The sequence below is a fragment of the Streptomyces chisholmiae genome (assembly GCF_031845445.1).
GTDB lineage: Bacteria > Actinomycetota > Actinomycetes > Streptomycetales > Streptomycetaceae > Streptomyces > Streptomyces chisholmiae.
The window spans coordinates 121,186-143,402 of the sequence record NZ_JAVREO010000012.1 but is presented as its reverse complement, the minus strand read 5'-3'; the positions used below and the strand labels follow the sequence as shown (position 1 = coordinate 143,402).

The window sequence follows — 22,217 nt, the reverse complement described above, 5'->3', positions numbered from 1 at the left end:
CCGTCTGAGTCGCGTGCCACAGTAGCCGCATGCGGTTGATGCATCAACTTTATCCTGGCGTGGGTGAGGCGGTGCGGGTCAAGCCGGGTCTCGGGAGCCGCCGTTTGACGCCCTGGGGTGGCCGCCCTAGGGTGGCGGTTGATAAGTCAACTACCTGGGTGTGGGTGGCGGTTGAGGGCGTGCGGGAGGGCGGTGAGCGTCAGTCGGGCTGCTTCTCCATGTGCGTGAGGACGCGATCGGAGATCCGGGCGAGCGTGTCGAGCTCCTCCGGGGTGAGGGCGTTGATGAACAGGCGCCGGACGTGTTCGACGTGCGTCGGCGCCGCCTCCTCGATCGCCCGGTGACCGGCCGGCGTGGCCACGACGAACGCGCCGCGTCCGTCCTCGGGGCACTCCTCCCTGGCCACCAGCCCGCGCTTCACCATCCGCGCGACCTGGTGGGACATGCGGCTCTTCTCCCACTCCAGCAGCTTGGCCAGGTCCATGAAGCGCATCCGCCCGCGGCCGGTCTCGGTGAGCTTGGCCAGCACGAGGTAGTCGGCCGCGGACATCCCGGAGTCGGCCTGGACGCGGCGGGAGAGTCGGCCGATGAGCTTCTCCTGCATGCGGATGAAGCTGTCCCAGGCGGCCTTCTGCTCCGAGGTCAGCCAGCGGGGTGATGCGTTCATGGACCGAGTGTAGCGAGGTCGTTGACAGTTCACCTATCCCGCTGACGCGCCTGGTTCCGGTGGGTCTCCGGACCGCGCGGGGCGCCGCGAGCCCGGCACGGTCCGGCTCCGTGGCCGCCGAGGGGCGGGTCGCCGGCAGCCGTCGGCGACCCGCCCCTCGGGCCGCGCCCGCCCTCCCGCGCCCGTCGCCGCGGGCTGCCGGGGGGCGCGGCCGCGCCCTCAGGCGTCGGCCCCGGCGCGTCCTCCGGCGAGGAGCTGGGTCTCCCAGGCGAAGGCCACCCCGGTGGCGCCGGTGTGCTGCAGCATGATGTCGGTGACGCCCGTTATGGTCTCCTCGCGGGCCCAGTCGCGCTGCCACTCGCTCGTCACGGCCAGCCAGGTGATCGGCGTGACGCCGGCCTGGACCATGCGCCGCACGGCCATGTCGTGGGCCTCCGCCGAGCCGCTGCCGGAGGCGTCGGTGACGGCGAAGACCTCGAAGCCCTCGCCCGCCGCCTGGATGGCGGGCATCGCCAGGCAGACCTCCGTCCACAGGCCGGCGAGGATCAGCTTCTTCCGCCCGGTCGCCTTGACGGCGTCCACCACGCGCTCGTCCTGCCAGGTGTTGATCAGGGTCCTGTTGATCGGCTTCTGCTCCGGGAACACGTCCTGCACGCCCTGGATGAGGTAGCCGCCGCGCTCTTCCAGCACGGTCGTCAGGATCGTCGGGACTCCGAACACCTTGGCCGCCTTGGCGAGCCCGATGGTGTTGTTGACGATCATCGTCGGCTCGTGGCTGTTCAGGTTGGCGAACTGGAACGGCTGGTGGTCGATCAGGACGACGACGCTCTCCTCAGGCGTCAGCAGTGCGTCGAGTCCGGCCTTGTGCTGGGTGCTCAAGGGATTCCCTTTCTGGAGTGACGCGTCCGGGGGCCTGGGGTCGGGCGGCGGCGTCGTGCCGCCTGTCGTGGGTCGAGCACGGGTTGACCGGCTGGGCGGCCCCACCATTTGGTTGACGCGTCACCTACGTTAGGTCGGAGCTAGTTGAAGTGTCAACCAGGCCGCTGGGGTGCCGGTTTGCCGCTCCGCTCGGCCGAAGTGGCCGCCGTCACGGGGGCGTTGCGCCCCGCGTCCCGTCCCGGTGGCCACCCGGCCGCACAGGGCCGTCCACCCGCCACTCCGCGCACGCGGTGGGGCCCCGCGCCGGTTCGCACCAGCACGAGGCCCCACTTCACCCACTCACCGCGCCGCCGGGGCCCCACCCCGGGGCGGCCGTCAGTGCGCGACGTACACGCTGCCCCCGGTGGTCAGCTCCGCCGAGGACTGCGGCGGCAGGTTCGCCAGGCGCTCGCCGTTGCACTGCGATCCGGCGAAGACCGCCACGGTCGTGTTCGTCTCGTTCTCCACCAGCAGCGGCGCCTCCTGCCCGGGGTAGCAGCCGGCCCCGGGGTTGAGGTATTCGGCCCCGCTCACCTTCAGCGAGCCCTGCGCTGCCATGGCCTCACCCGGCAGCAGCCCGATCCAGGCCCCTGCCGCCAGCAACGACAGCAGTACACCCGACGCACGACGACGTGCCATCACCATCTCCGCTCAAGAAGCTTTCCGGAGACGACCACCGTCTCCGCGCCCACCCTGCCCGGCACACCCGCCCGAACTCCCCGACAGCGGACCAACCACTCGAAAGAGCGGCCCAGGCCGCGGCGGGGTCGTCCGCGCGCCCGCACGTCACTCGATCGGGAACCGGGGGAGGTGCCGGCGCCGCCGTTGACCGGGGTCTGGCCCGGCCGTGCCCGGCGCGCGAGCATGCTCCGTGCCGATGACCAGAAAGGGCGATGCCGCGTAGGTCGCCCGGCGCGCTCCGCGCCGCGACACGCGGCGGCCGACCGCAGGCCCCGAAACCCAGCCGGGCCGCCGACCCGGCGACCGCTCGCTTCGGGTGAAACGTGCCGCCGTCCGCCCGCCCCTGGCCGAGGAGTTGGCCCTCCGCACCAGAGAACCGTAGCCGCCGGTAGGGGTCTTGGGCTCCCGGGGCGCCGCCTGCCGTCCTCGCCGCTGCCGCCCTCGGCACGACGGTGCGAGCCTGCGTCCGCCTCCTCGGTGCCGTCGATGGCCGTACGCACGCCCGTGGCGACCGACCGCCGGCCGGCTCGCCCAGCGAAGGGACCAGCACCATGGCACCACCGAACCACCGCACCGCGCCGCGAGTCGGCACCGACAACGGCGCGCACCGGGTCGGCGCTGGCGCACCACGAAATCTTCCACGCCCGCACGGCGGACGGCGGAGCGACGTGGGCGTGGACCCCGGTCACCGAGAACTCCGAGGTGGACAACCTGCGTCCGATCGTGGCGCTGGGCGATCCCGGGCGCGTCCCCCCTGCTGTGGTTCCGTGGCGCGATGACGGCCTCGCAGCACTACGACTGCGAGGTCGTACTGCTCGACCTGCAGCGCTCTGCCCAGGGCTGATCACCCCCGCAGGCGACCGGGCCCGCGCCCCCGCCGGTCAGGCGCCGTCGGGGGCGGCCCCGCGCAGGAAGAGGTCGACGACGTCCCGGGCCAGCCGGTCGGCCGGGGCCGGGGTGGCGCGCGACGGCTTGGGCAGTGCGATGTCCTCGGGCACGGGTTGGACGGTGGCGGCGAGCTCCATGAAGGCGGTGGCGAGGAACTCGGGGTCGGCCTGGCGGAGTTCGCCGGTCTCCACGGCCTGGGCCATGAGGTCGGTGACGGGTTGGATGAGGCCGTGGACGTAGGCGTGGGAGATCTCGGCGCGCTGGGCGTCGTCGAGGTAGCGGGTGCCGTAGTAGATCTGGTGGCTGAGGGCGGAGTTGTAGGTGCCCTGGGCGTAGGAGGCGGCGAGGGCGAGCAGCCGGTCGCGCAGGGTGCCGGGGGTGGCCAGGGCGTGCGCGAGGACGGCCGCGGCCTCCTCCGTGTGGTGGGCGGCGACGGCCATGAACAGGGCCGGCTTTCCGCCGGGGAAGTGGTGGTAGAGGCTGGCCTTCCGTACGTCGACGGCCTTGGCGATGTCGTCGAGGGAGACCCCGAGGTAGCCGTGTTCGGTGAGGCGGCGGGCGAACTCGTCCCGGGCGCGGGTGCGGGTGTCGGTCTGGCGGGGCATGGGTTCACACTCCGGTGCGGGTGCGGCGGGTCAGGGCGAGGTGGGCGGCGAGGGCGCCCGCGACCAGGATGACGAGGGCGACGCCGACGCCCGGCAGCGGGTGCTGTTCGCTCCAGGGGGTGGTGAGCAGGCCGCGCATGGCCTCCAGTGGTGGGGTGAGGGGGTTGATGTCGGCGGCGTGTGCCATCCAGCCGTCGAGTTGGTCGCGCGGCACGAAGGTGGCGGTGAAGAAGGAGAGCGGGAAGAAGACCAGGGTGACGGAGCTGACCGCCGCGTTGCTGCCGGTGTGCAGGCCGAGCGCGGCGGCCAGCAGCAGGAAGCCGGTGCCCAGCAGCACGGTCGCGCCGACGAGGGCCAGCAGGGCTGGCGGTCCGGAGACGGGGCTGAGGCCGAGCAGCAGGGCGAGCGCGGTGAGTGCCGTCGCCTGGCCGGTCAGCACGACGACCCCGGCCAGCACGGGCGCGGTGACGAGGGTCCAGCGGGCGACGGGGGTGAGCCAGAGCCGTGCGTGGTAGCCCGAGCCGAGGTCGGTCACGAGGAGTTGCCCGGCGGTGGCGCCGCCGGTGAAGGCGGTGGTGAGGAGGCACAGCGGCAGTACCACGTCGACGTAGCGGCCACCCGGCGTGGCCGTGGCGGCGACCGAGGAGAGCTGTCCCTCGTAGATGACCAGGAAGAACGCGCTCATGAACAGGGGCGAGACGAGCAGCGACGGCGTCCGGAGACAGGCCCTGAGCGAGCGGGCGGTCAGCGGTCCCAGGGCCGCGAACGACGCCGGTGACGTGCGCGGGGCCGGGTGGTCGGCGGCGGGGGACAGGGCGGGGCTGAGCGCGGTGGTGCTCATACGGCGGCGCTTTCGGGGGCGAGGGCCAGGCGGAGGAAGACGTCCTCCAGGCTGGGCTCCTGGACGGTCAGGGACGCGGCGTGCAGGCCGGCGGCGGACAGGGCGAGCAGTGTCTGTCCGTCGGCTCCCGGGCGGGTGAGCCGGACGCTCACCGCGTGCGGGGTCGCCTCGGCCGGGTCGAGCCGTTCGCCCCTGGCCGCGAGCAGGTCCCGCGCCTGGTCGGCGGTGGGCGTGTCGTGGAACCGCAGGGTGAGCACGCGGTCGCCGGCCCGCTGCTTGAGTTCTCGTGGGGCGGCGGAGGCGACGAGGCGCCCGGCGCGCAGGATGCCGACGCGGTCGCAGAGCTGGTCGGCTTCTTCGAGGTACTGGGTGGTCAGCAGGACGGTCACGCCGTGGGTGGTGGACAGCGCGCGGATCTCGTCCCACAGGGCGCGGCGGCTGACGGGGTCGAGCCCGGTGGTGGGCTCGTCCAGGAAGAGGACCTTCGGGCGTTGGGTCAGGGCGACGGCGAGGTCGATGCGGCGGCGTTGGCCGCCGCTGAGCCGGCCGACCGGGGTGTCGGCGAACTCCCGGGCGTCGAACGCGGCCAGGAGTTCGGCGCAGCGCGCGCGGGCCTGCCGGGCGGTGAGCGACTGCAGCCGGCCCTGGAGGCGGAGCAGCTCGCGGGCGGACATGAGGGGGTCGAGAGCGGTGTCCTGCAGGACGACTCCGGTGCGACGGCGGACGGTCCCGGGGTCGCGGTCGATGTCGGCGCCGGCGACGTGGGCGGTGCCGCGGGAGGGGCGGAGCATGGTGGTGAGCATGCGGACGGTGGTGCTCTTCCCTGAGCCGTTGGGGCCGAGCAGTCCGTAGACCTCCCCGGGGCGCACGTCCAGGTCGAGCTGGTGTACCGCGGTGCGGCCCGCGAAGTCCCGGCCGAGCCCGGTGGCGCGGATGGCTGGGGTGACGTTCTCCATACCTGAAACCTACCTATCGATAGGTAGGAATGCAAAACGTGTGACGCTCGTCTCGGCCCTCCTCTCGATCCGTCGGCTCCGCCTGTCGCTGACCCGGCGCGGCCCGCGATGGGTCCACCGGGTGGTTTCGTCCTGCCGACCGGGCGACGTGGGGCGTTGTGCGGCATTTGCGTCTATATCTTCGCCCCATGATGATGCATCGACAGGCGATCGCGAGAGCGATGTTCGGCGTCGTGCTGGGCGCCACACTGCCGCTGGCGTTCGCCTCTCCCGCCTCCGCCCAGGGCTTCCAGGGCAACCCGTTGGAAGGCAACGAAGGCTTCGGCGTGATCGTCGAGGAGGACGCGCAGCTCGGCAGCACCGAGTCCGAGGGCCCGGTGGCGGTCGGCGGCGACCTGAGCTTCGGCGCCGGCTACAACGTCGCCCTCAACACCCCGGGCACCTTCGTCGCCCCGGGCGACACCAACCCCACCGCCCTGCTCGTCGGCGGTCAGGTCGACTTCGCCGCTTCCGACCCGAACGGCGTGCTGCGCGTCCTCAACGACGGCTACGTGAAGATCGGCGACCTCACCGGCGCCGACGTGCTGAACGAGGACAACAACGGCGCCTCCGTCAACACCCAGGTGGTGGAGGAGGGGGCCCCCTACAACAGCGTGCCGCGCATCGAGCTGACCACCCAGCAGCCACTGGCCTCGGTCGGCCCGCAGCCCGGCCTGATCGACTTCGCCGACGTGTTCGCCACCTACCGGGAACGCGCTCAGCAGATCGCGGAGTGCCCCGCCAACGTCACCCTCGACGACGGCAACCTCACCCTGCTGGAGGGGCAGACCAATGTCCTGCACCTGACGGGCGAGGAACTGAACGACCTGGGGGAGATCACCTTCCAGAACCAGCCGTCCGCGTCAACGCCGCTGGTGATCGTCGTCGACACCACGGCGACCGGCGGCGTCTTCGAGTGGGACGTCCCCAACCTCGCCGGGATCGGCGGCGCGCAGGCGCCCTACATCCTGTGGGACTTCCCCGACGCCACCGACATCACCATCGTCTCGGGCGACACGCTGGAAGGCACGATCTTCGCCCCCAGCGCCCTCCTCACCGACCTCGACGCCTCCAACATCGAGGGCGACATCGTGGTCAGGTCCCTGGTCGCCGGCCCCATCGAGGACTCGGTCAACGCCGGCGAGATCCACTACTTCCCCTTCGACGCCGAGATCGAATGCGGTGACGTCGAGCCCGACGAGGGCGAGATCCGGGTGGAGAAGACCGACGCCGAGTCCGGTGAGCCGCTGAGCGGCGCGGTCTTCGAGCTGTGGCGGGAGACCAACGGGCTCGAGGGCCTGCAGGTGGAGGGCGCCGACCCGGACACGATGGCGGACGCGCCCTGTGTGACGGACTCCGACGGCAGTTGCGTCTTCGACGGCCTCGCGCCGGGCGAGTACTACCTACGGGAGACGGCCGTTCCGGGCGGCTACCAGTTCCCCGAGCAGACGGTGACCGGTCCGTACACCCTCACCGAGGACAACCTGGCGGACGGGATCACCGTCGAGCTGGAGAACGAGGAAAGGGACCGCGGCGGGAACGGCGACGGCGACGGCGACGGCGATGGTGACGGCAACGGCAACGGCAACGGTGACGGTGACGGCGGCGGGCACGGCGGCGGTGACGGCGATGGTGACGGCGACGGGCACGGCGACGGGCACGGGGACAAGGGCAAGCACAAGCACAAGGGCAAGCACAAAGGCCACTGCGAGTGCAAGCACATCGACAACAGCGTGGACAACAGCGTGCACGTGAACTACTGAACCAACCCCTCGTGCGGCGCCGCCCGCTCGCTGGCGGCGCCGCACGCCTGTGTCCGGGCGCGGGGCCCGGGGCCGGTCGTGGTTCAGCTAAGGGCCGGCATGATCTCGTCGTGGATCAGGCGGAGTTGGGTGGGCACGTCGGCGACGCCGGCCAACTCCCGGCCGGTGAACGTGCGCACCAGGCTCCGGTCGGTGAGGGCACAGATCAGGTGGTTGACGCCGGTGGGCGCGATCTCCGCGCGGATCCTGGCCAGGCACTCCGCCGGGGTGCCGGAGATCGACAGGCGGTCGGCGACCTCGGGACTGGTGAGTTCGATGCCGCGCGCCAGGTCACCGGCCGCGATGGCGTCGATGGCCGGGCGCAGCTCCGCCGGGTCGACCCCGTTGCGGCGCAGCTGCTCCTCCGACATCGAGGAGGCGTAGATGCCGACCATGCTCCGGGCGGCCTCCTTCGCGGTGGCCGAGTCGGGGCCGGTGGCGAAGACGACCCAGGCGCCGATGTCCAGCGTCCGCCAGTCCTTGCCGGCCCGTTCGGCGCCGATCCGCAGGTGGCGGACGGCGTACTCGTACGCCTCGCGGGTGTAGCTGAGCGCGTGGTGACAGCCGTCCGAGAACTCGGCGGCCGCCTCGAAGGACTTCGGTCCGCGCATCGCGCCGAGCATCACCGGCAGGCGTTCCTGGACCGGGCGCGCGAAGGTGAACAGGCCCTCGTAGGTGTGGAAGTCACCGCGGTAGGTGACCGTGCCGTCGTCCAGCAGGGCGCGCACCACGTGCAGGGCTTCCTTGACCCGGGACAGCGGGCGGATCGTCCGCCAGTCGATGCCGTACTGGGCCAGCAGCCCGAAGTTGCCGCTGGAGAGCACGCCCTCCGCGCGTCCCTGGGAGAGTTCGTCCAGGGTGGCCAGCGACTGGGCGATCAGGCTCGGCTCGCGCAGGGTGACCGGGGACACGCTCGGGCCGAGGCGGATGCGGCTGGTCTGGCCGGCGGCCACCGCGAACAGTTGCCACAGGTCCTTGTGCCAGGTCTCGTCCGCCGCGTAGCAGGCGTGGAAGCCCAACTCGTCGGCCAGCCGGATCGCGGCCAGGGACTCCCGCAGGGGGTAGTCGGGGAGCATGGCGTAGCTGAACTTCATGTTGCCGCCCGGGAGTTGGGGACATGGACGCGCACCACTATCGCGGAGTTCCCGGCGCCGCACGAGAGGGCCGGAATGCGGTCGAAAAGCGTCACCCGCTGATCGTTTATGGTCGTGAAAGGGGTGCGTCCCATGGGATGTGATCAGTTGGTCTCAACAGGCTGACCGCCCGTTGCTCTCGCCTAGTCTCGGGCCCAACGGGAGGGAGTAAGCGTGCGCGACAACGAGTTCGTCATCGCCAAGATCGGTGCCGGTTTCGACGGCCTGGACCGGGACGGGAACGGCGTGCTGACCGAGGCGGACCACGTGCTGATGGGCCGCGGCGTCGCCCAGGGGCTCGGCCACCCGGCGGGCTCCGCCGAGGAGCAGGCCGTCATTGACGCCTACCTGCGGATCTGGCGCGAGCTGCACCTGCCCATGGACACCGACGGGGACGGCCGGATCAGCCGCGCGGAGTTCACCGCCGCCACCGCGGCGCTGGCCCACGACGCGGAGCGGGCGGACACGGTGCTCGGCGGGCTTGCCGACCGCATCGCGGACCTCGCCGACCGCGATGGCGACGGCGCGTTGGACCTGGCGGAGTACACGGCGTTCGTCCGCGGCCAGGCGCCCGGCCTCGCCCCCGAGGAGGTCGCCGAGGCCTTCGGCCACTTGGACCGCGACGGCGACGGCCGCCTCACCCGAGCCGAGCTGCGCGCCGCCGTCGTCGAGTACTTCACCAGCCCCGACCCGACCGCCCCGGGCAGCTGGTACTTCGGCTCCCCGCCCGGTCCGCGCTGACGCCAGGAGCTTCCCCCGTCAAGACTTTCCGCGGTTGACCGCCCAGGGGCGGGCGCGGTTCGGGCAGCATGGGGTTGATGCACTCCGATCAGCCGCTGCCTCGCGAGGTGCAGGTCATCGGTACGGCCTCGCTGGTGAGGCTGGAGGAGAGAGCGTGTGCCCTCCGTCTGAACCAGAGGTGGGACCCGGCATGGGTGCGCACGCACGCGGCGCCGGACGGAGCCCACTACCTGTGGCCAGCCCTGTGGCACCGCCTGTTCCACCGCCCGGATATTCCTCGTCACTTACGGTGCGAGCTGTTGATCACTCTGCGTGCGGGAGACCGCGTGCTGAGCCTGCTGGACGTGCTTCCCGATGACTTCGCCCAGCTGCCGAAGGTGACCTCGCGCCAAGAGCTGGCGCAGGTCAGGCGACTCGTTGAAGGTGCTCTCTCAGTCAGGGAATGGCTACTGCGGGAGGGCGAGGGCGAGGGCAACGCCGAGCGGCCGCGCTGACCCTTGCCGGTGACGGCTCCCCGGCCCACCTGGCGGGGTGCCTTCGAGCGGCCCGGGCCCCGAAACGCGCCTGCCGCCGCTGCCCGCCGCCCCAGTGCGTTGCCCCTTCCGCCGCCTCGCGGACAGCCGACCGCCACCGACCGCTGGTCCGCGCACCGCCCGTCGTGCCCCTGACCGGTCACGTTGGCGGTCGCGTTCCCGGAGTTTGGGCGGGATCTGGGGCGCCTCTGGCGTCGCCGGCCAGTCTGGGACACGTCCCAATCGCTCGGACTCCGCGAGGAGGTACAGCCATGAAGAAGATCGTGATCCGTAAGGCCGGCCCCGTCCGTCTGACGACCGCCGCCTGTAGCACGTACCCGGCGAACTGACCCGGGACCACCGTCGCCGTCCGGCCCCCGGCCGGACGGCGACACCGGGAACCCCCGACCTCCAGCGGCGGCCAGCGCTCGCCGAGCAGAAACGGAAGGCGGCACAGGTGTCCGACCACCGCACCACCGTCGGCGGGCCCGACCAGGCGGACGAGCACGAGGCGGACGAGCACGAGGCCGGTGACCTCCAGGCCGGCGACCCAGGGGCTGGAGACCACGAGGCGCCGCCCAGCGGACTCCCCGTGGACCCACACAGCCCCCTGCCGCTGCACCCCCTGGTGTACCTGGCGGACGGCGACGAGGTCACCGTGGGCCGCCCCGACACGGACTCCTACGCCATCCTGCCGCCGGACGGCGCCGAGCTGGTGCGCTGGCTGGCCGCCGGCCAGCCACCCGCCGAGGCCGCGGACCGCTACCACCGGACCTACGGTGAGCACGTCGACATGGCCGACATGATCGGCGCCCTCCACGAGTTGGGCTTCGTCCGCCAGGCCGGCGAGGACCCCGGGCCCCCGCCGCCGCTCCGCTGGCAGCGCCTCGGCCGCGCGCTGTTCTCGGTGCCCGCCTGGCTCTGCTACGCCGCCCTCGTGACCTGGGCCGTCGTCGTCATGGCCGACGCGCCCAGCCGGGTCCCCGAGGCCGGGGACCTGATCTTCAGCGACTACTACTCCGTCGTGAACCTCACGCTGCTCGCCGTCGTCGCCCCGCTCATCGCCCTCCACGAGAGCTTCCACGCGCTGGCCGGCCGCCGCATCGGCATCCGCTCGCGGGTCTCGCTCAGTCACCGCTTCTACTTCCTGGTGGTGGAGACAGCGCTCGACGGGCTCGTCACCGTCCCCCGCCGCCAGCGCTACCTGCCGATCCTCGCGGGCATGCTCGCCGACGTCCTCGCCCTGGCCGCCCTGGTGGTCATCGCCGACGCCTGCTGGGGAGGCGGCGCCGGCCCCTCGTTCGCGAGCCAGCTCTGTCTCGCCATCGCCTTCGCCACCTTCACCCGCCTGCTGTGGCAGTTCTTCTTCTACATCCGCACCGACATCTATGTGCTCATCACCACCGTCATCGGCTGCGTCGACCTGCACTCCGCCGCCCTGCGGGTGCTGCGCAACCGTCTGTGGCGCCTGCTGCGCCGCCCCCACCGGCGCACCGACGAGACCACCCTGCATCCCACCGACCGCCGCGTCGCCCGCTGGTACTCCTGGCTGATCGTCGTCGGCTACGCCCTCAGCATCGCCACCACCGTCCTCGCCCTGGCCCCGGTCTTCCTGGAGATGTTCGTCGGCGCCGTCGAACGCTTCGCCGGCGCCGGCGAAGCCGACCCGCTGCGTCTCCTCGACTCGGTCGTCTTCCTGGCCCTCACCGTCGTCCAGTTCGCCCTGCCGGCCCGCATCGCCCTGCGCGACCGGGCCCGCCGGGCCCAACACACCCACGTCATCAGCTGAACAGCGCCCCACCACGCGGGCCGGAAGGAGTCGGCGTCATGCGCAGTCACCACTGGATCGCGGCCGCGCGCCCCACGGAGCGGGACACCCTGCGGGCCGCCCTCGCCCTCCCGCCCCCGCTGGCCCGGGTCAGCGCCCACCGCGGTCTGCGCGGCCCCTACACCGCCGCCGGCACCCTGCTGCGCGCCATCGCCGACGACGCGCTCCGCCTCCGGCCCGAACTCGGCCCCCGGCACGCCATCGAACTACAGGAAGCAGCACCGGAGTTGGCGGACCGCGTGCCGCGGCTGACCCGCGCCATGCTCAGCAGCGAGCCCGGCGTCGCCCCCGTCGCCCGCTACCCGGCGCGCCAACACTCGCTCCGCATCTCCCATGGCCTGACCGACTTCCTCCACGGCTACCTCGACGCCCTGCCCGACACCCCCCGCACCCTGATCGTCGACGCCGTCGACCACGCCGACCCGACCGACCGTGAGTTCCTCGCCGTCCTGCTGCGCCGGATGCCCGCCCACCGGCTCACCCTCGTGCTGCACACCGGCCCGGAACTCCCCGTCGACCCGCCGGGACCGGTCGACGCCTCCCTCCTGGACGCCGTCGCCCGGCACTGCGTCCCGCACACCGGCGCACCCGCCGACCCGCCACCGGCCGCCGACGCCCACCCCGACCCGCTGGCCGCCGCCCGCGCCCATGTCGCCGCCGACGGCACCGACGAGGACCCCACCCGGGCCCACCACTACGCCAGCCTCCCCCCGGAACAACGCGCCGCCCTGCACGACGCCCGCGCCGCCGAGCTGGCCACCGTCGCCGCGACCGAACCGTCCCTGCGCCTGGGCGCCCTGCCGTACCACCTGGAACGCGGCAGTGATCCGCACGGCGCCGGCCTCGCCGCCCTGCGGCACGCCCAGACGCACTGCAAGCACCTCGGCCTCTACCAGTCGGCCGTCGCCTACGGGGAACGCGGCCTGCGCCTCGTCGATCCCACCGCGCACCCCGACACCTGGTGGGAGACCATCCGCGACACCGCCGTCGCCCTGGCCGCCGCCGGCCGCGCCGACGAGTCCAAGGACCTCCAGGACCAGGCCCGCCGCACCAGCGTCGATCCCGTCGTCCACATGAAGCTGGCCTACGAGACCGCCATGCTCTACGCCCGGCACTTCGACGCCGACCGCCGCGACCCCGACCAGGCCAGGGCCTGGGTCAACCAGGCCATCGCCTTCGCCGACCAGCTGCCCGACCCCGGCGAACGCGCCTTCTACTCCGTCTTCAACCGCAACGGACTCGCCCTCATCGAAACCCGCGTCGGCCGCGCCGACGAGGCGCTCCGCCTCCTCGACGACGGCATCGCCCGCCTGGACCGCGAACTCCACCTCGGGGAACGCTCCTGGCACCGGACCGGGCTGCGCTACAACCGCGCCCAGGTCAACGCCATGAGCGGCCGCCTGGAAGCCGCCCTCGCCGACTACGCCGAGGTGATGGCCTCCGAGAACGACTTCGCCGACCACTACTTCAACCGCGGCACCATCCTGCGCCGCCTGGGCCGCCCCGCCGAGGCCCTCGCCGACTACCAGGAAGCCCTGCGCCTCGAACCGCCCTTCCCCGAGGCCTACTACAACTGCGCCGACGCCCGGCTCGAACTCGGCGACACCACCGGCGCGCTGGCCGACCTCGAACGCGTCCTGGAGCTCGACCCCGACCGGATGGACGCCCGCCTCAACCACGCCAGCCTCCTGGCCGACCTGGGCGAGCACGCCGCCGCCACCCGCAGCGTCGAGGCCGGCCTCGGCACGGCACCCGACGACCCCCACCTGCTGACCCTGCACGGCCGGCTGCTCGCCGAGGCCGGCCAGCCCGACGAGGCCCGCGGCGCCCTCGACGCCGCCCTGCGCCTGGCCCCCGACCTCGCCGAGGCCTGGGGCCTGCGCGCCGCCCTCGCCTTCGAGGCCGGCGACCTCACCGCCGCCACCGCCGACTTCGACCGCGCCCTCGACCTGGGCGACCTCCCCGAACTCCGGTACAACCGGGGCCTGGTGCACGAGGCAGCCGGACGATTCCCGCAGGCCGCCGCCGACTTCGCGGCCTACCTGGCCACCGTCGACGACCCCGACGCCCGCGCCCGCCACGACGCCTGCCGCCGGGCGACGGAACAGGCCGGGGTGTGACGTTGACCGCCGAGACCAGGCTGCCCGCCGCCGGCCGACCCGGCACCGGCCCGCCCTCCCACGGCGCCGGCCAACCCCGCACCGGCGGCGCCCCGTTCGCCGACGTGATGGCCGCGCTCGCCTCCGGGGTTGCCGTCGTCACCACCGGCCACCCCGACCTGACCCCCCACGGCCTGCTGGTCTCCTCGCTGTGCTCCTACAGCGCCGATCCGCCCTCGCTGCTGGTGTCCGTGGCGGAGACCTCCCGCTCCTACCCCGCCCTCACCGAGGGCGCCGCGTTCGGCGTCCACCTGCTGGGGCGCGGGGACGCCGCGTTGGCCGCCCTCTTCGCCGGCCGCGGCGACAAGTTCGCCCGCCTCGCCTGGTCCTGGGACGGCACGGTGCCACGACTGGCCGGCCACCGCGCCTATCTGCGCTGCGCCCGGGCCGCCACCTTCCAGCACGGCGACCACGCCGTGGTCATCGGCGAGGTCGTCCACTGCGAGCCCGACCACGACGAGCCGCTGGTCTACTACCGTCGCCGCCTCGGCTGGCAGCTGACCGACCCACCACCCCCGGTCTCCTGACCACCGGGCCCGCCCGCACCGGGCCCGGTCAGCCGGCCGCCGGCCGGCAGCGTGGATGCCGCGCCAGCGCCACCGCCCGGTCGCTCAGCGCCACCGCCTGCGCTTCCCGCAGCGCCGGCCCCGGCTCCACCCCGATCTCCCGCACGATCACCCGCCGGGCAGACGCGTAGCCGGCCAGCGCCTCCGCCCGCCGGCCCGCCTGACACAGGGCCAACATCAGCTGCTCGTGCGACGCCTCCCGCAACGGGTGGCGCGCGCTGCGCTCCGTCAACTCCCCGATGATCCGCGGCCCCAGCCCCAGACACAGCACCGTGTCGTAGAAGTCCTGCTCGACCGCCAGCCGCTCCTCGGCCAGCCGGGTCACCCGCGCCGTCAGCAGCCCCGCCGCCGCCAGATCGGCCAACGGACGCCCCTGGTACAGCGCCAACGCCTCGTGGAACGCCCGGTTCGCCGGCCCGCACTGCCCCTCACCGACCAGCCGCCGCCCCGTCGCCGCCAGCAGCCGGAACCGCTCCAGGTCCAGTTCCCCCGGCCGCACCCGCAGCCGGTACGTCGCCCCGTCCGTGGTCAGCCGCGGATGGCTGCGCGGAGCCCGGCGGGCCGCGCTGTGCGCCGGGTCCAGGGTGCGCCGCAGACCCGAGATGTACATCTGCAACGTCGCCAGGGCCGACTTCGGGGGGCGGGAGTCCCACAACTCCTCGACCAACTCACCCGCGGCCACCTGCCGGTTCGCCGAGAACAGCAGCAACGCCAGCAGCGCCCGCCGCTTCACCGCGCTCGGCGTGCACGGCCGCCCCTCCCGCACCACGCTCAACGGCCCCAACAGCAGGAACCGCAACCGCTCCCGGCCGCGCCCGACGGACACCGGCACCTGCGGCTCGACGACCGGCCCGCTCACCGCCGTGCCTGACCCGGACACGTCCCCACACGACCGCGGAGCGGGCCCGGTAACCCGCCCGCCTCACCCGTCAGGTGATCCACTCCCGACGCCCCCTTCACCAGCCCGACACAGTGTGAACCAGCATTCCCACCGGCGGGCACGCTGAGAACACCGAAACTGGTCAAAGCCCGCTCCCACCCCACCGGGGTCGCCGCCCGCCACCGCCCCGAACGCCACCTGCGTGAAATCCCGCCCGGACGCTGCCCGACCGCGAGCAACGCCCCCGTCAAGGCCGGGCGTTCTCACCGATGACACACCCACCTGTCCGAAAACCCACCATCGCCTTTTCCGTGTGGGGCCAGCGGGCTTGCGCCGTACCGTAGGCACTGCGGACCCGGCGCGTTGTGCTTCGAGCTACGGCTCCCGCGCGGAGCGTGTTCCGCCGGCCCCGGGTTGAACCACGAGCCAATACTCGTCGACCTGCCGGTCAACTCGCCAGCGCCCGGCGCGGAAGTTTGGCGCCGAGGCGGTCAACTATGGGGCTCCCAGTCCGCGAACAAAACCCTCGATGAGATGTCAGACCGGGAGTGCATCTGCCTGGGGCGTTCAGAAACGTCACTGCGTCAGGGCTGCGTCGCCAGGCGGTACCGGTGATGGATAAAGGGATAAGAGGCGGGCGCGGTCGAGGTTATCGGCGCGCTACAGTCCCAACCGTCCTGACCGTGCGGAGCCAACCGGAATGGGTTGTCCGCGGCATTCGAGTCTCGGAGCAGGTGCGAACCCGCGGGCATCAGAACGGATCATCAACGAGGTTGCTCAAGGGTTTCGCGCTCCGGACGGCGCTGTGGACTGGTTCACCTCGTTGGAGCGGGCCGAGCAGAAGGAAGCGCTCCGAGAGGTTGTTCACTACTCGATGCAGGCGCGTGCGTCTGCGCATGACGCCCGCGATGGGCTGCTGCGATCGGGGGTCAAGCCGACCATGACGCCGGCGGTGTTGATTGTTCGGAAGCCGGTTCTCGAACAGATGGGAAAGATCATCAATCTGCCCCACTCCGCAGTTGCTGACACGCGCCGCAGAGAAAGGGAATGTCAGGGGACTTGTCGTCACGCCTGGCACGCCCTGCCGTAGGCGTGGACGTCACCGGTTGGCCGAGCAGGTAGATCTCCTGGTGTCTGGTGATTCTGTTCCTGCCCGGTCGAGTTGCCGTCATCGCGGATCTGTGCGATCGGGGTCTCGATGCTGGAAATAGGTGGCGTGGCGGTTGTGCCACCAGGCTGCCGGCGCCCTCACGGGCCCGTGAGGCGCTGCGTCACCGCCCGCCCGAGTTCGGTGGGGGAGGGGTCCTCGCCGGCTCCGGCACCGAGCCGTTCCGCCAGGTCCGTCAGGTGTAGGTCGACCGCCGTTTCCACAAGAGTGGCCAGCAGGTCCGCGGTGTCCCGGGCGCGGCCGACGGCCGTGGCCAGGATGGCCGTTCCGGCCAGCGCGGCGGGCCACCACAGCACGGCCAGCGTCGCGTAGAGCAGCGCCCAGCCGGCCAGGCGGGCGGCGGAGTCGTACGCTTGGCGGGCGCTGGTGACATCGGCACGCAGGGTTTCGGGGAGCAGTGCCCACAGCCGTGGCCAGGCCGGTTCCAGATCGAGCGCGTAGCGGCCCTGTACCCGGATAGCGACGGCGTGAAAGCTCTCCCCTATCCGGGTCGGGCGCTGCGGCTCCAGCACCTTCCGGCGGCGGGCCGTGTGCCGGGCGTGGGCGCGGAGTAGCCGGCTGCCTCGGCGGCGGTGAGCGGCGGCCCGTGCGATGGCGCGCCGGGCGCGCTCGTCGCGTCGCCGCCGGCTGTGCCGGCGCCAGCGCAGCACCCAGGACAGTGGTGGCCCGTGACCGGTCGCGCCCCACAGCCGCTGGAACGCTCCGCCGAGTGCCTCGGCCGCGAGGCCTGCGGCGCCGGCTGCCAGTAGCGCGGCCGCGACGGCGAGCAGGACGGCGGAGCCGCTTTGCCCGGCCCTGTCCTGGGCGGTCTCGTCGAGCCACGCGGCCAGCCGGTCGACGTCGAACGGGTGCGTGTGGCCGAGCCGTACGGCGATGAACAGCGTCGCGATCCACAGCAGTCCGGCCAGGACGACCGTTTGCAACCATCGTTCCGCGATCCGGGTGCCGACGCCGGTGAGCAGCGCGGACATCAGCGCGAGGGGAATGCACGCAGTGGCTCGTCGCCCGCCGCGCAGGCGGGTGGCGCATCGGCCTCCTCGGGGAAGACCACTCGGCCGCAGTGGCCCCAGGGGCAGACCCAGGCATCCATCTCGCCCGCCGCCCCGTGCACCGCCGCGCCGTCCCGCCCGAGGCCGAATCCCGGGGGCAGCCGCCCGGCTACCGGTCGGCCGTCAGCCGGACCTCGTACATCCAGTGCGGCCAGACCGTGACGAGTGCACGCGTCCTCGATGACGTCCAAGAGGTCTCCCAGCCTCGCTTCGGAGGTGCGCGCGTTGGGCTTGTTGGACAGCAGGTCGAGGAGTTCCCGCAGTTGTGGCCCGGCACCGGCCGTGTCGATCTCCGTGGCCATCGCCTGGTACCGGGTGAGTTGGTCGCACAGCAGCCCCAGCCGGTCCCGAATGCCGTTCACGGTCCACCTCGATCCGTTCTACCGACGGACAGTCAACTGGCCCGTCTTGGCGCAGGATTGTCAATGTACCGCCGCCCTGTGCCCCCAGGTGGGGGAACGGAGAGGAACGCGATGGCTGACCGTAACCAACTGCTCGCGGATCTCCGGTGCCGCGTCGCGAGTGCCCGCGACACGGGGGACGCCAGCGCGTTGCGCACGGCCGATGCCGCGCGGGTGGCCGCGACGCTCACCCCGGTCGTCGGCCCGGCCACCGACCTCGAAAGCGCTGTCGTGCTGGGCTGGTACCACTGGACGCGCTACCGGCCGGGGGCGGCGGACGAGCAGGAGGACCTGGTGCAGGCGGTGCGCTTCCTGGCCCCGGTGCACGCCAGGCATCCCGGCGCGGTCCCCGATGAGCTGGCCGAAGTGTACGCGGGCACAGAGAGGGACGGCGTGGACGCCGAGGCGGCGCTCGAGTTCGGCGTCCTCTTGACCCTCGCCTACGAACGTGACAACGCACTCCCGGTGCTGCGCCGCGCCACCGACCTCTTCCGGATCGCGGTTGCCGGCCCGCTGCCCCAGCCCCTCGACCGGGCCATGGCCCTGAACAACCTGGGCAACTGCCTGCGGATGGCGTACGAGTCCACGGGGGAGGATGCCTCGCTGGACGAGGCCGTCGCGGTGGCCAGGGAGGCGGCGGAGGCCACGTCGCACCCCGAGCACCCGATGTTGCTGAGCAACCTCGGGCTCGCACTCTTCCAGCTGTTCACCCGGGACGGAGACGCCACGGTGCTGGACGAAGCGACTACCGTCGGTCGGAGAGCCGTCGTCGCGACCAGGCCCGGCCACCCCCAGCTGGTGCGGTACCGGACGAGCCTTGGTGTGCTGAGGTCCCGTTGGGCCGAACTGTACGACGATGCCGCCGCGGGTGCCGAAGCGATCACGCTGTTCCGGCTCGCCGTATCGGCGACGCCCGCCCGTGACCCCGCCTGTGGTCCCCGACTTCTGCTGCTCGGCAAGGCGTTGGACGCGCAGTTCAGGCGCTTCGGTGACATGGCGCACCTCCACGAGGCCATCGCTGTCGTGCAACAGGCCGTCGCCGTGAGCCCAGAGGGACATCCCGCCCACTCCGAGGCCGTCGGCCTGCTCGCCCAAGCACTCGCCCGGTTGGGCAGCCAGACCGATGACGTGGGCCTGCTGCGCGCGGCGGTCGCCACCGCGCGGACCGCGGTCGGCGGCGCCGAGGCGGCGCGGCGAGCCTGGTCTCTGTACCGGCTCAGCTGGTGCCTGCAGTCACTGGCCGAGGCCCTGCCCGAGGAGACCGCCGTGTCGGCCGAGGCGGTCGCGGTCGGTCGCCAGGCGGTCGCGGCCGACCCAGCGGAGACGGAGTTCCGGCATGGGCTGGCCAAGGGGCTTCTCGGTCTGTTCCAGCACGGCGGGGAGGTCGGCGGGTTGCTCGAAGCGGCTGACCTCGCGCGGTCCGTGGTCGCAGCTACGCCCCGGAGCGTTCCGGATTTCGCCCGTCGCGCGAACAACCTGGTGTTCACGCTGTTCCGTGTGCACGACGCGATCGGGGACAACGACATACTGTGGGAGGCGATCAGCGTCGGCCGTGCGGCCGTCGCCGCGATGCCAGACCGGCACCGAGACCGGGCCCCGGCCCTGTCCTTTCTGGGCATGGTCCTGATCCGTTCCTTCGAGCACACCGGACGGACGGCTCTCGCGGAGGAGGCCATCGCCTATCACCGAGAGGCCGTCGCCACCTCCGGTCAAGCCCCGGACCGGGTGGTGTGGTTGGCGAATCTGGGTATGGCACTGGCCTCGTTCGCCCGCAACGGCGGCAGTCGGGCACCCGCCGAGGAAGCCGTCACCATCCTCCGAGAAGCCCTCGGTGGCATGCCTGAAGGACACCACGACCGGGCCACCGCGCTGAACAACCTCGCGCACGCCCTGCTCGGGCTGTCCTCGCACGTCGCGGAGCCCCTCGTGGTCCTCCGCGACGCCGTCCGGATCGCCCGCGCCGCTGTCGCCGCCACGCCCAGCCGCCACCCGCACCGCACCCTGCACCTGAACGGCCTCAATCTCGTCCTGCAGATCCTGGCCTCGCACACCGGCGACTCCGCACTGGTGCGAGCAGCGGTCGCGGCCGGTCGGGAGGCGTGCGTCGTCGCGCCCCGACGCCACGCCCACCGGGCGATGTTCCTGGGCAATCTCGCCTCCGCGCTGCAGATGTCCTTCGCCCGGGCCGGCCGGAACGAGGACATCACCGAGGCGATCGAGGCATGCCGTGAAGGACTGGCCACATTGCCCCGCGACCACCCGTTCCGCGTCCGGCTGCACCAGCAACTCGCCCAGGTGACGTTGACTCGGGCGCTCTGGGGCCACGACGCAGCCCTGTTGGAGGAGGCGACCGAGGCCTGCCGGGTGTGCGTGGCCGCCGTGGGCAACGACGGGGCTCCGTCCCTCGTCGCACAGAGCTTGCTGGTCAAGGCACTCCTTTTGAACGCCGTACGGAAGGACGATGGCGCGCCGCTGCATGAGGCGGTCACTCACACCCGCGCGTTGGTCAGCCGTACCGAGCCGGGCCTCCCAGCGCATGCCGACGCCCTTCACCAGCACGGCAGCGTGCTCTTTCTGCTGTACGAGTGGACCGGTGAGCCCGGTCTGCTGGTAGAGGCGCTGTCCGTCGCTCGTTCAATGGTCGGGGACGGTCTCGCCGAACCCGAACTGCGGATCTGGGCTCACGGCCTGCTCGCCGCTGAGGCGGAGTCCGTCGAGGCGGTGTCGTCGGCGGAGGCGATCGTCAGCCTGTTGCCGCAGATCGGCCGGGGCGCGCTGGACCTGGGCGACCGCGGGCAGGTCCTCGGCGATCTGGGCGCGCTCGCGCCGGTGGTGGCGAGCGCCGCCCTGTCGGCTGGTCGCCCGGCACAAGCCGTGGAACTGCTCGAAGGGTCGCGTGGTGTGTTGACCGCCGAGTCCGTCGCTGCCGTCGGAGCCGACCTTGACCGGCTTCGCGCGGTAGACCCCGGTCTGGCCGCCACCTTCCTGGACCTGCGGAACCGGCGCGCGGCCCTTGACTGGCCTCTCCCCACCTCCAGGGATTCGCCGGTGACGCCCGAGGCACGCGCCGTCGCCCGTTCGGAGGCCCAGACGGCGTGGCAGGCACTGCTCCGGCGGATCCGCGCGCAGGACGGATGTGCCGACTTCCTCATGCCTCCGCGCGCAGCGGGCCTCACCAGTACCGCTGCCGAGGGCCCGGTGGTCTACGTCTACGCCGCGCCGAGGCGGTGTGACGCGCTTGTGCTGACCGGTGATCCCGACCATCCGGTCTCCGTGGTCCCGCTCCATGATCTGCGGGATTCCGACGTCGTGCGGCAGGTCAAGGCGCTGGCGGCAGCGGTCGACAGATCCGTCGATCCCTACGTGGACCCCATGGCACGCCGCGCCGCGCAGGCCGAGTTGCTTGAGGTGCTCGCCTGGCTCTGGGACACCGTCGCCGAACCGGTACTGGCCGCTCTGGGACGCCGCACGCCACCGGCCGCCGGCCAGCCCTGGCCACGGCTGTGGTGGTGCCCCGTCGGCAACCTGGCCTACCTGCCGCTGCACGCCGCCGGGCACCACCGGGACCTGGCCGACGGCTCGGCACACCGGGCCGCGCCGCGCACCGTACTGGACCGGGTCGTCTCCTCCTACACTGCCACGGCCCGCGGCCTGGCCCGCGCCCGCGCGGTCGACCAGCAGGATCGGCCCGACATCCGCACCGCGGTCATCGCGGTCCCGGACGCGCCCGGCGTCGCGACCCTCCCCAACGCCGCGGCCGAGGCCGCGCTGCTCGCCGGCCTGGTCCCCGGAGCCACCGTCCTGAGTGAGCCGACCCGCGCCTCGGTGCTCGCCGCGCTGCCGGACCATCCCATCGTCCACCTCGCCTGTCACCACGAACCCGCCCGGATCGACCCCTGGCAGGGACAGCTGGTACTCCCTGATCATCAACACGACCCGCTGACCGTCGCCGACATCGCCGCCCTGCGGTTGAACGGTGGCCTCGCCTACCTCTCCGCGTGCTCTACCACTTTGACCCGGTTCGCCGACGAGGCGCTGCATCTCACGGGTGCCTTCCAGCTCTCCGGGTATCCGCACGTCGTGGGCACGCTGTGGCCCGTCGGTGACCGGCCAGCGCAGCAACTCGCCGCCGACTTCTACGGTCGTCTCACCCAGGGCGGGCGCGTCGCACCCGATCCCACGCACGCGGCCACGGCCCTGCACCACGCGGTGCGCGCCCTGCGCGCCAAGTTCCCCCTGACGCCCACGACGTGGGTCGCCCACACGCATACCGGTGCGTGATGGAGATTATGTGAAAAAGAAACACGGCTGGTCCTGCTCGTGTCTACTGGCGGCTGCGTTGACAAGAATGAACACACGGATGCGAAAAGAGGGGGAATCCGG

18 protein-coding genes are annotated in these 22,217 nt (G+C 72.5%); 8 read left to right on the top strand and 10 right to left on the bottom strand.

Annotated elements, in window-relative coordinates; all coding sequences use genetic code 11:
• Positions 1-199 precede the first annotated feature (199 nt).
• The 6 genes from RM844_RS20570 to RM844_RS20545 form a co-directional block, all read right to left on the bottom strand.
• Positions 200-667 (bottom strand): MarR family winged helix-turn-helix transcriptional regulator, encoded by a 468-nt coding sequence (locus tag RM844_RS20570; protein ID WP_311668772.1) that lies wholly within the window; start codon positions 665-667, stop codon positions 200-202.
• A gap of 219 nt (positions 668-886) precedes the next feature.
• A complete protein-coding gene (locus RM844_RS20565) occupies positions 887-1,546 on the bottom strand; it encodes a hydrolase (RefSeq protein WP_311668771.1) in 660 nt (219 codons plus the stop codon).
• 375 nt (positions 1,547-1,921) lie between these two features.
• On the bottom strand, positions 1,922-2,224 hold the full coding sequence (locus RM844_RS20560; protein ID WP_311668770.1) for a hypothetical protein: 303 nt from the start codon (positions 2,222-2,224) through the stop codon (positions 1,922-1,924).
• 923 nt (positions 2,225-3,147) lie between these two features.
• Positions 3,148-3,759: a TetR/AcrR family transcriptional regulator gene (locus RM844_RS20555; protein WP_311668769.1), complete on the bottom strand. Its 612-nt coding sequence runs from the start codon at positions 3,757-3,759 to the stop codon at positions 3,148-3,150.
• 4 nt (positions 3,760-3,763) lie between these two features.
• Entirely contained in the window at positions 3,764-4,600 is an 837-nt protein-coding gene (locus RM844_RS20550) for an ABC transporter permease (protein ID WP_311668768.1), read from the bottom strand.
• Positions 4,597-5,556, bottom strand: a complete 960-nt coding sequence (locus RM844_RS20545) for an ABC transporter ATP-binding protein (RefSeq protein ID WP_311668767.1) — start codon at positions 5,554-5,556, stop codon at positions 4,597-4,599. Before RM844_RS20545 ends, RM844_RS20550 begins: the two co-directional genes overlap by 4 nt.
• A gap of 188 nt (positions 5,557-5,744) precedes the next feature.
• On the opposite strand from RM844_RS20545, the gene RM844_RS20540 reads away from it, so the two are divergent.
• The gene (locus tag RM844_RS20540) at positions 5,745-7,358 is read left to right on the top strand and encodes a collagen-binding domain-containing protein (RefSeq protein WP_311668766.1); all 1,614 of its coding nucleotides are present in this window, start codon (positions 5,745-5,747) and stop codon (positions 7,356-7,358) included.
• Positions 7,359-7,441: 83 nt separating this feature from the next.
• Here the strand turns inward: RM844_RS20540 and RM844_RS20535 are convergent, their stop codons facing one another.
• On the bottom strand, positions 7,442-8,491 hold the full coding sequence (locus RM844_RS20535) for an LLM class flavin-dependent oxidoreductase (RefSeq protein ID WP_311668765.1): 1,050 nt from the start codon (positions 8,489-8,491) through the stop codon (positions 7,442-7,444).
• A gap of 213 nt (positions 8,492-8,704) precedes the next feature.
• On the opposite strand from RM844_RS20535, the gene RM844_RS20530 reads away from it, so the two are divergent.
• The 5 genes from RM844_RS20530 (at position 8,705) to RM844_RS20510 (ending at position 14,297) form a co-directional block, all read left to right on the top strand.
• Positions 8,705-9,271: an EF-hand domain-containing protein gene (locus tag RM844_RS20530; RefSeq protein ID WP_311668764.1), complete on the top strand. Its 567-nt coding sequence runs from the start codon at positions 8,705-8,707 to the stop codon at positions 9,269-9,271.
• Positions 9,272-9,348: 77 nt separating this feature from the next.
• Entirely contained in the window at positions 9,349-9,765 is a 417-nt protein-coding gene (locus RM844_RS20525; RefSeq protein ID WP_311668763.1) for a hypothetical protein, read from the top strand.
• 475 nt (positions 9,766-10,240) lie between these two features.
• Positions 10,241-11,572, top strand: coding sequence for a hypothetical protein (locus tag RM844_RS20520; protein WP_311668762.1), 1,332 nt, complete (start codon positions 10,241-10,243; stop codon positions 11,570-11,572).
• Positions 11,573-11,610: 38 nt separating this feature from the next.
• Entirely contained in the window at positions 11,611-13,731 is a 2,121-nt protein-coding gene (locus RM844_RS20515; RefSeq protein WP_311668761.1) for a tetratricopeptide repeat protein, read from the top strand.
• Positions 13,728-14,297 (top strand): flavin reductase family protein, encoded by a 570-nt coding sequence (locus RM844_RS20510; protein ID WP_311668760.1) that lies wholly within the window; start codon positions 13,728-13,730, stop codon positions 14,295-14,297. Before RM844_RS20515 ends, RM844_RS20510 begins: the two co-directional genes overlap by 4 nt.
• A 28-nt stretch (positions 14,298-14,325) precedes the next feature.
• Here the strand turns inward: RM844_RS20510 and RM844_RS20505 are convergent, their stop codons facing one another.
• A complete protein-coding gene (locus tag RM844_RS20505) occupies positions 14,326-15,216 on the bottom strand; it encodes an AfsR/SARP family transcriptional regulator (RefSeq protein WP_311668759.1) in 891 nt (296 codons plus the stop codon).
• A 700-nt stretch (positions 15,217-15,916) separates the two neighbouring features.
• Here RM844_RS20505 and RM844_RS33590 point away from each other — a divergent pair.
• Positions 15,917-16,306 (top strand): DUF5958 family protein, encoded by a 390-nt coding sequence (locus RM844_RS33590; RefSeq protein WP_394814558.1) that lies wholly within the window; start codon positions 15,917-15,919, stop codon positions 16,304-16,306.
• A gap of 158 nt (positions 16,307-16,464) precedes the next feature.
• Here the strand turns inward: RM844_RS33590 and RM844_RS20500 are convergent, their stop codons facing one another.
• Entirely contained in the window at positions 16,465-17,355 is an 891-nt protein-coding gene (locus RM844_RS20500; protein ID WP_311668758.1) for a hypothetical protein, read from the bottom strand.
• Positions 17,355-17,795 carry a hypothetical protein gene (locus tag RM844_RS20495; RefSeq protein ID WP_311668757.1) on the bottom strand — a complete coding sequence of 147 codons (441 nt, stop codon included), beginning with the start codon at positions 17,793-17,795 and terminating at the stop codon, positions 17,355-17,357. The genes RM844_RS20500 and RM844_RS20495 overlap by 1 nt, the downstream gene beginning before the upstream one ends.
• Positions 17,796-17,906: 111 nt before the next feature.
• Between RM844_RS20495 and RM844_RS20490 the strand changes: the two genes are divergently transcribed.
• Positions 17,907-22,115 (top strand): CHAT domain-containing protein, encoded by a 4,209-nt coding sequence (locus RM844_RS20490; protein ID WP_311668756.1) that lies wholly within the window; start codon positions 17,907-17,909, stop codon positions 22,113-22,115.
• Positions 22,116-22,217: the final 102 nt, after the last annotated feature.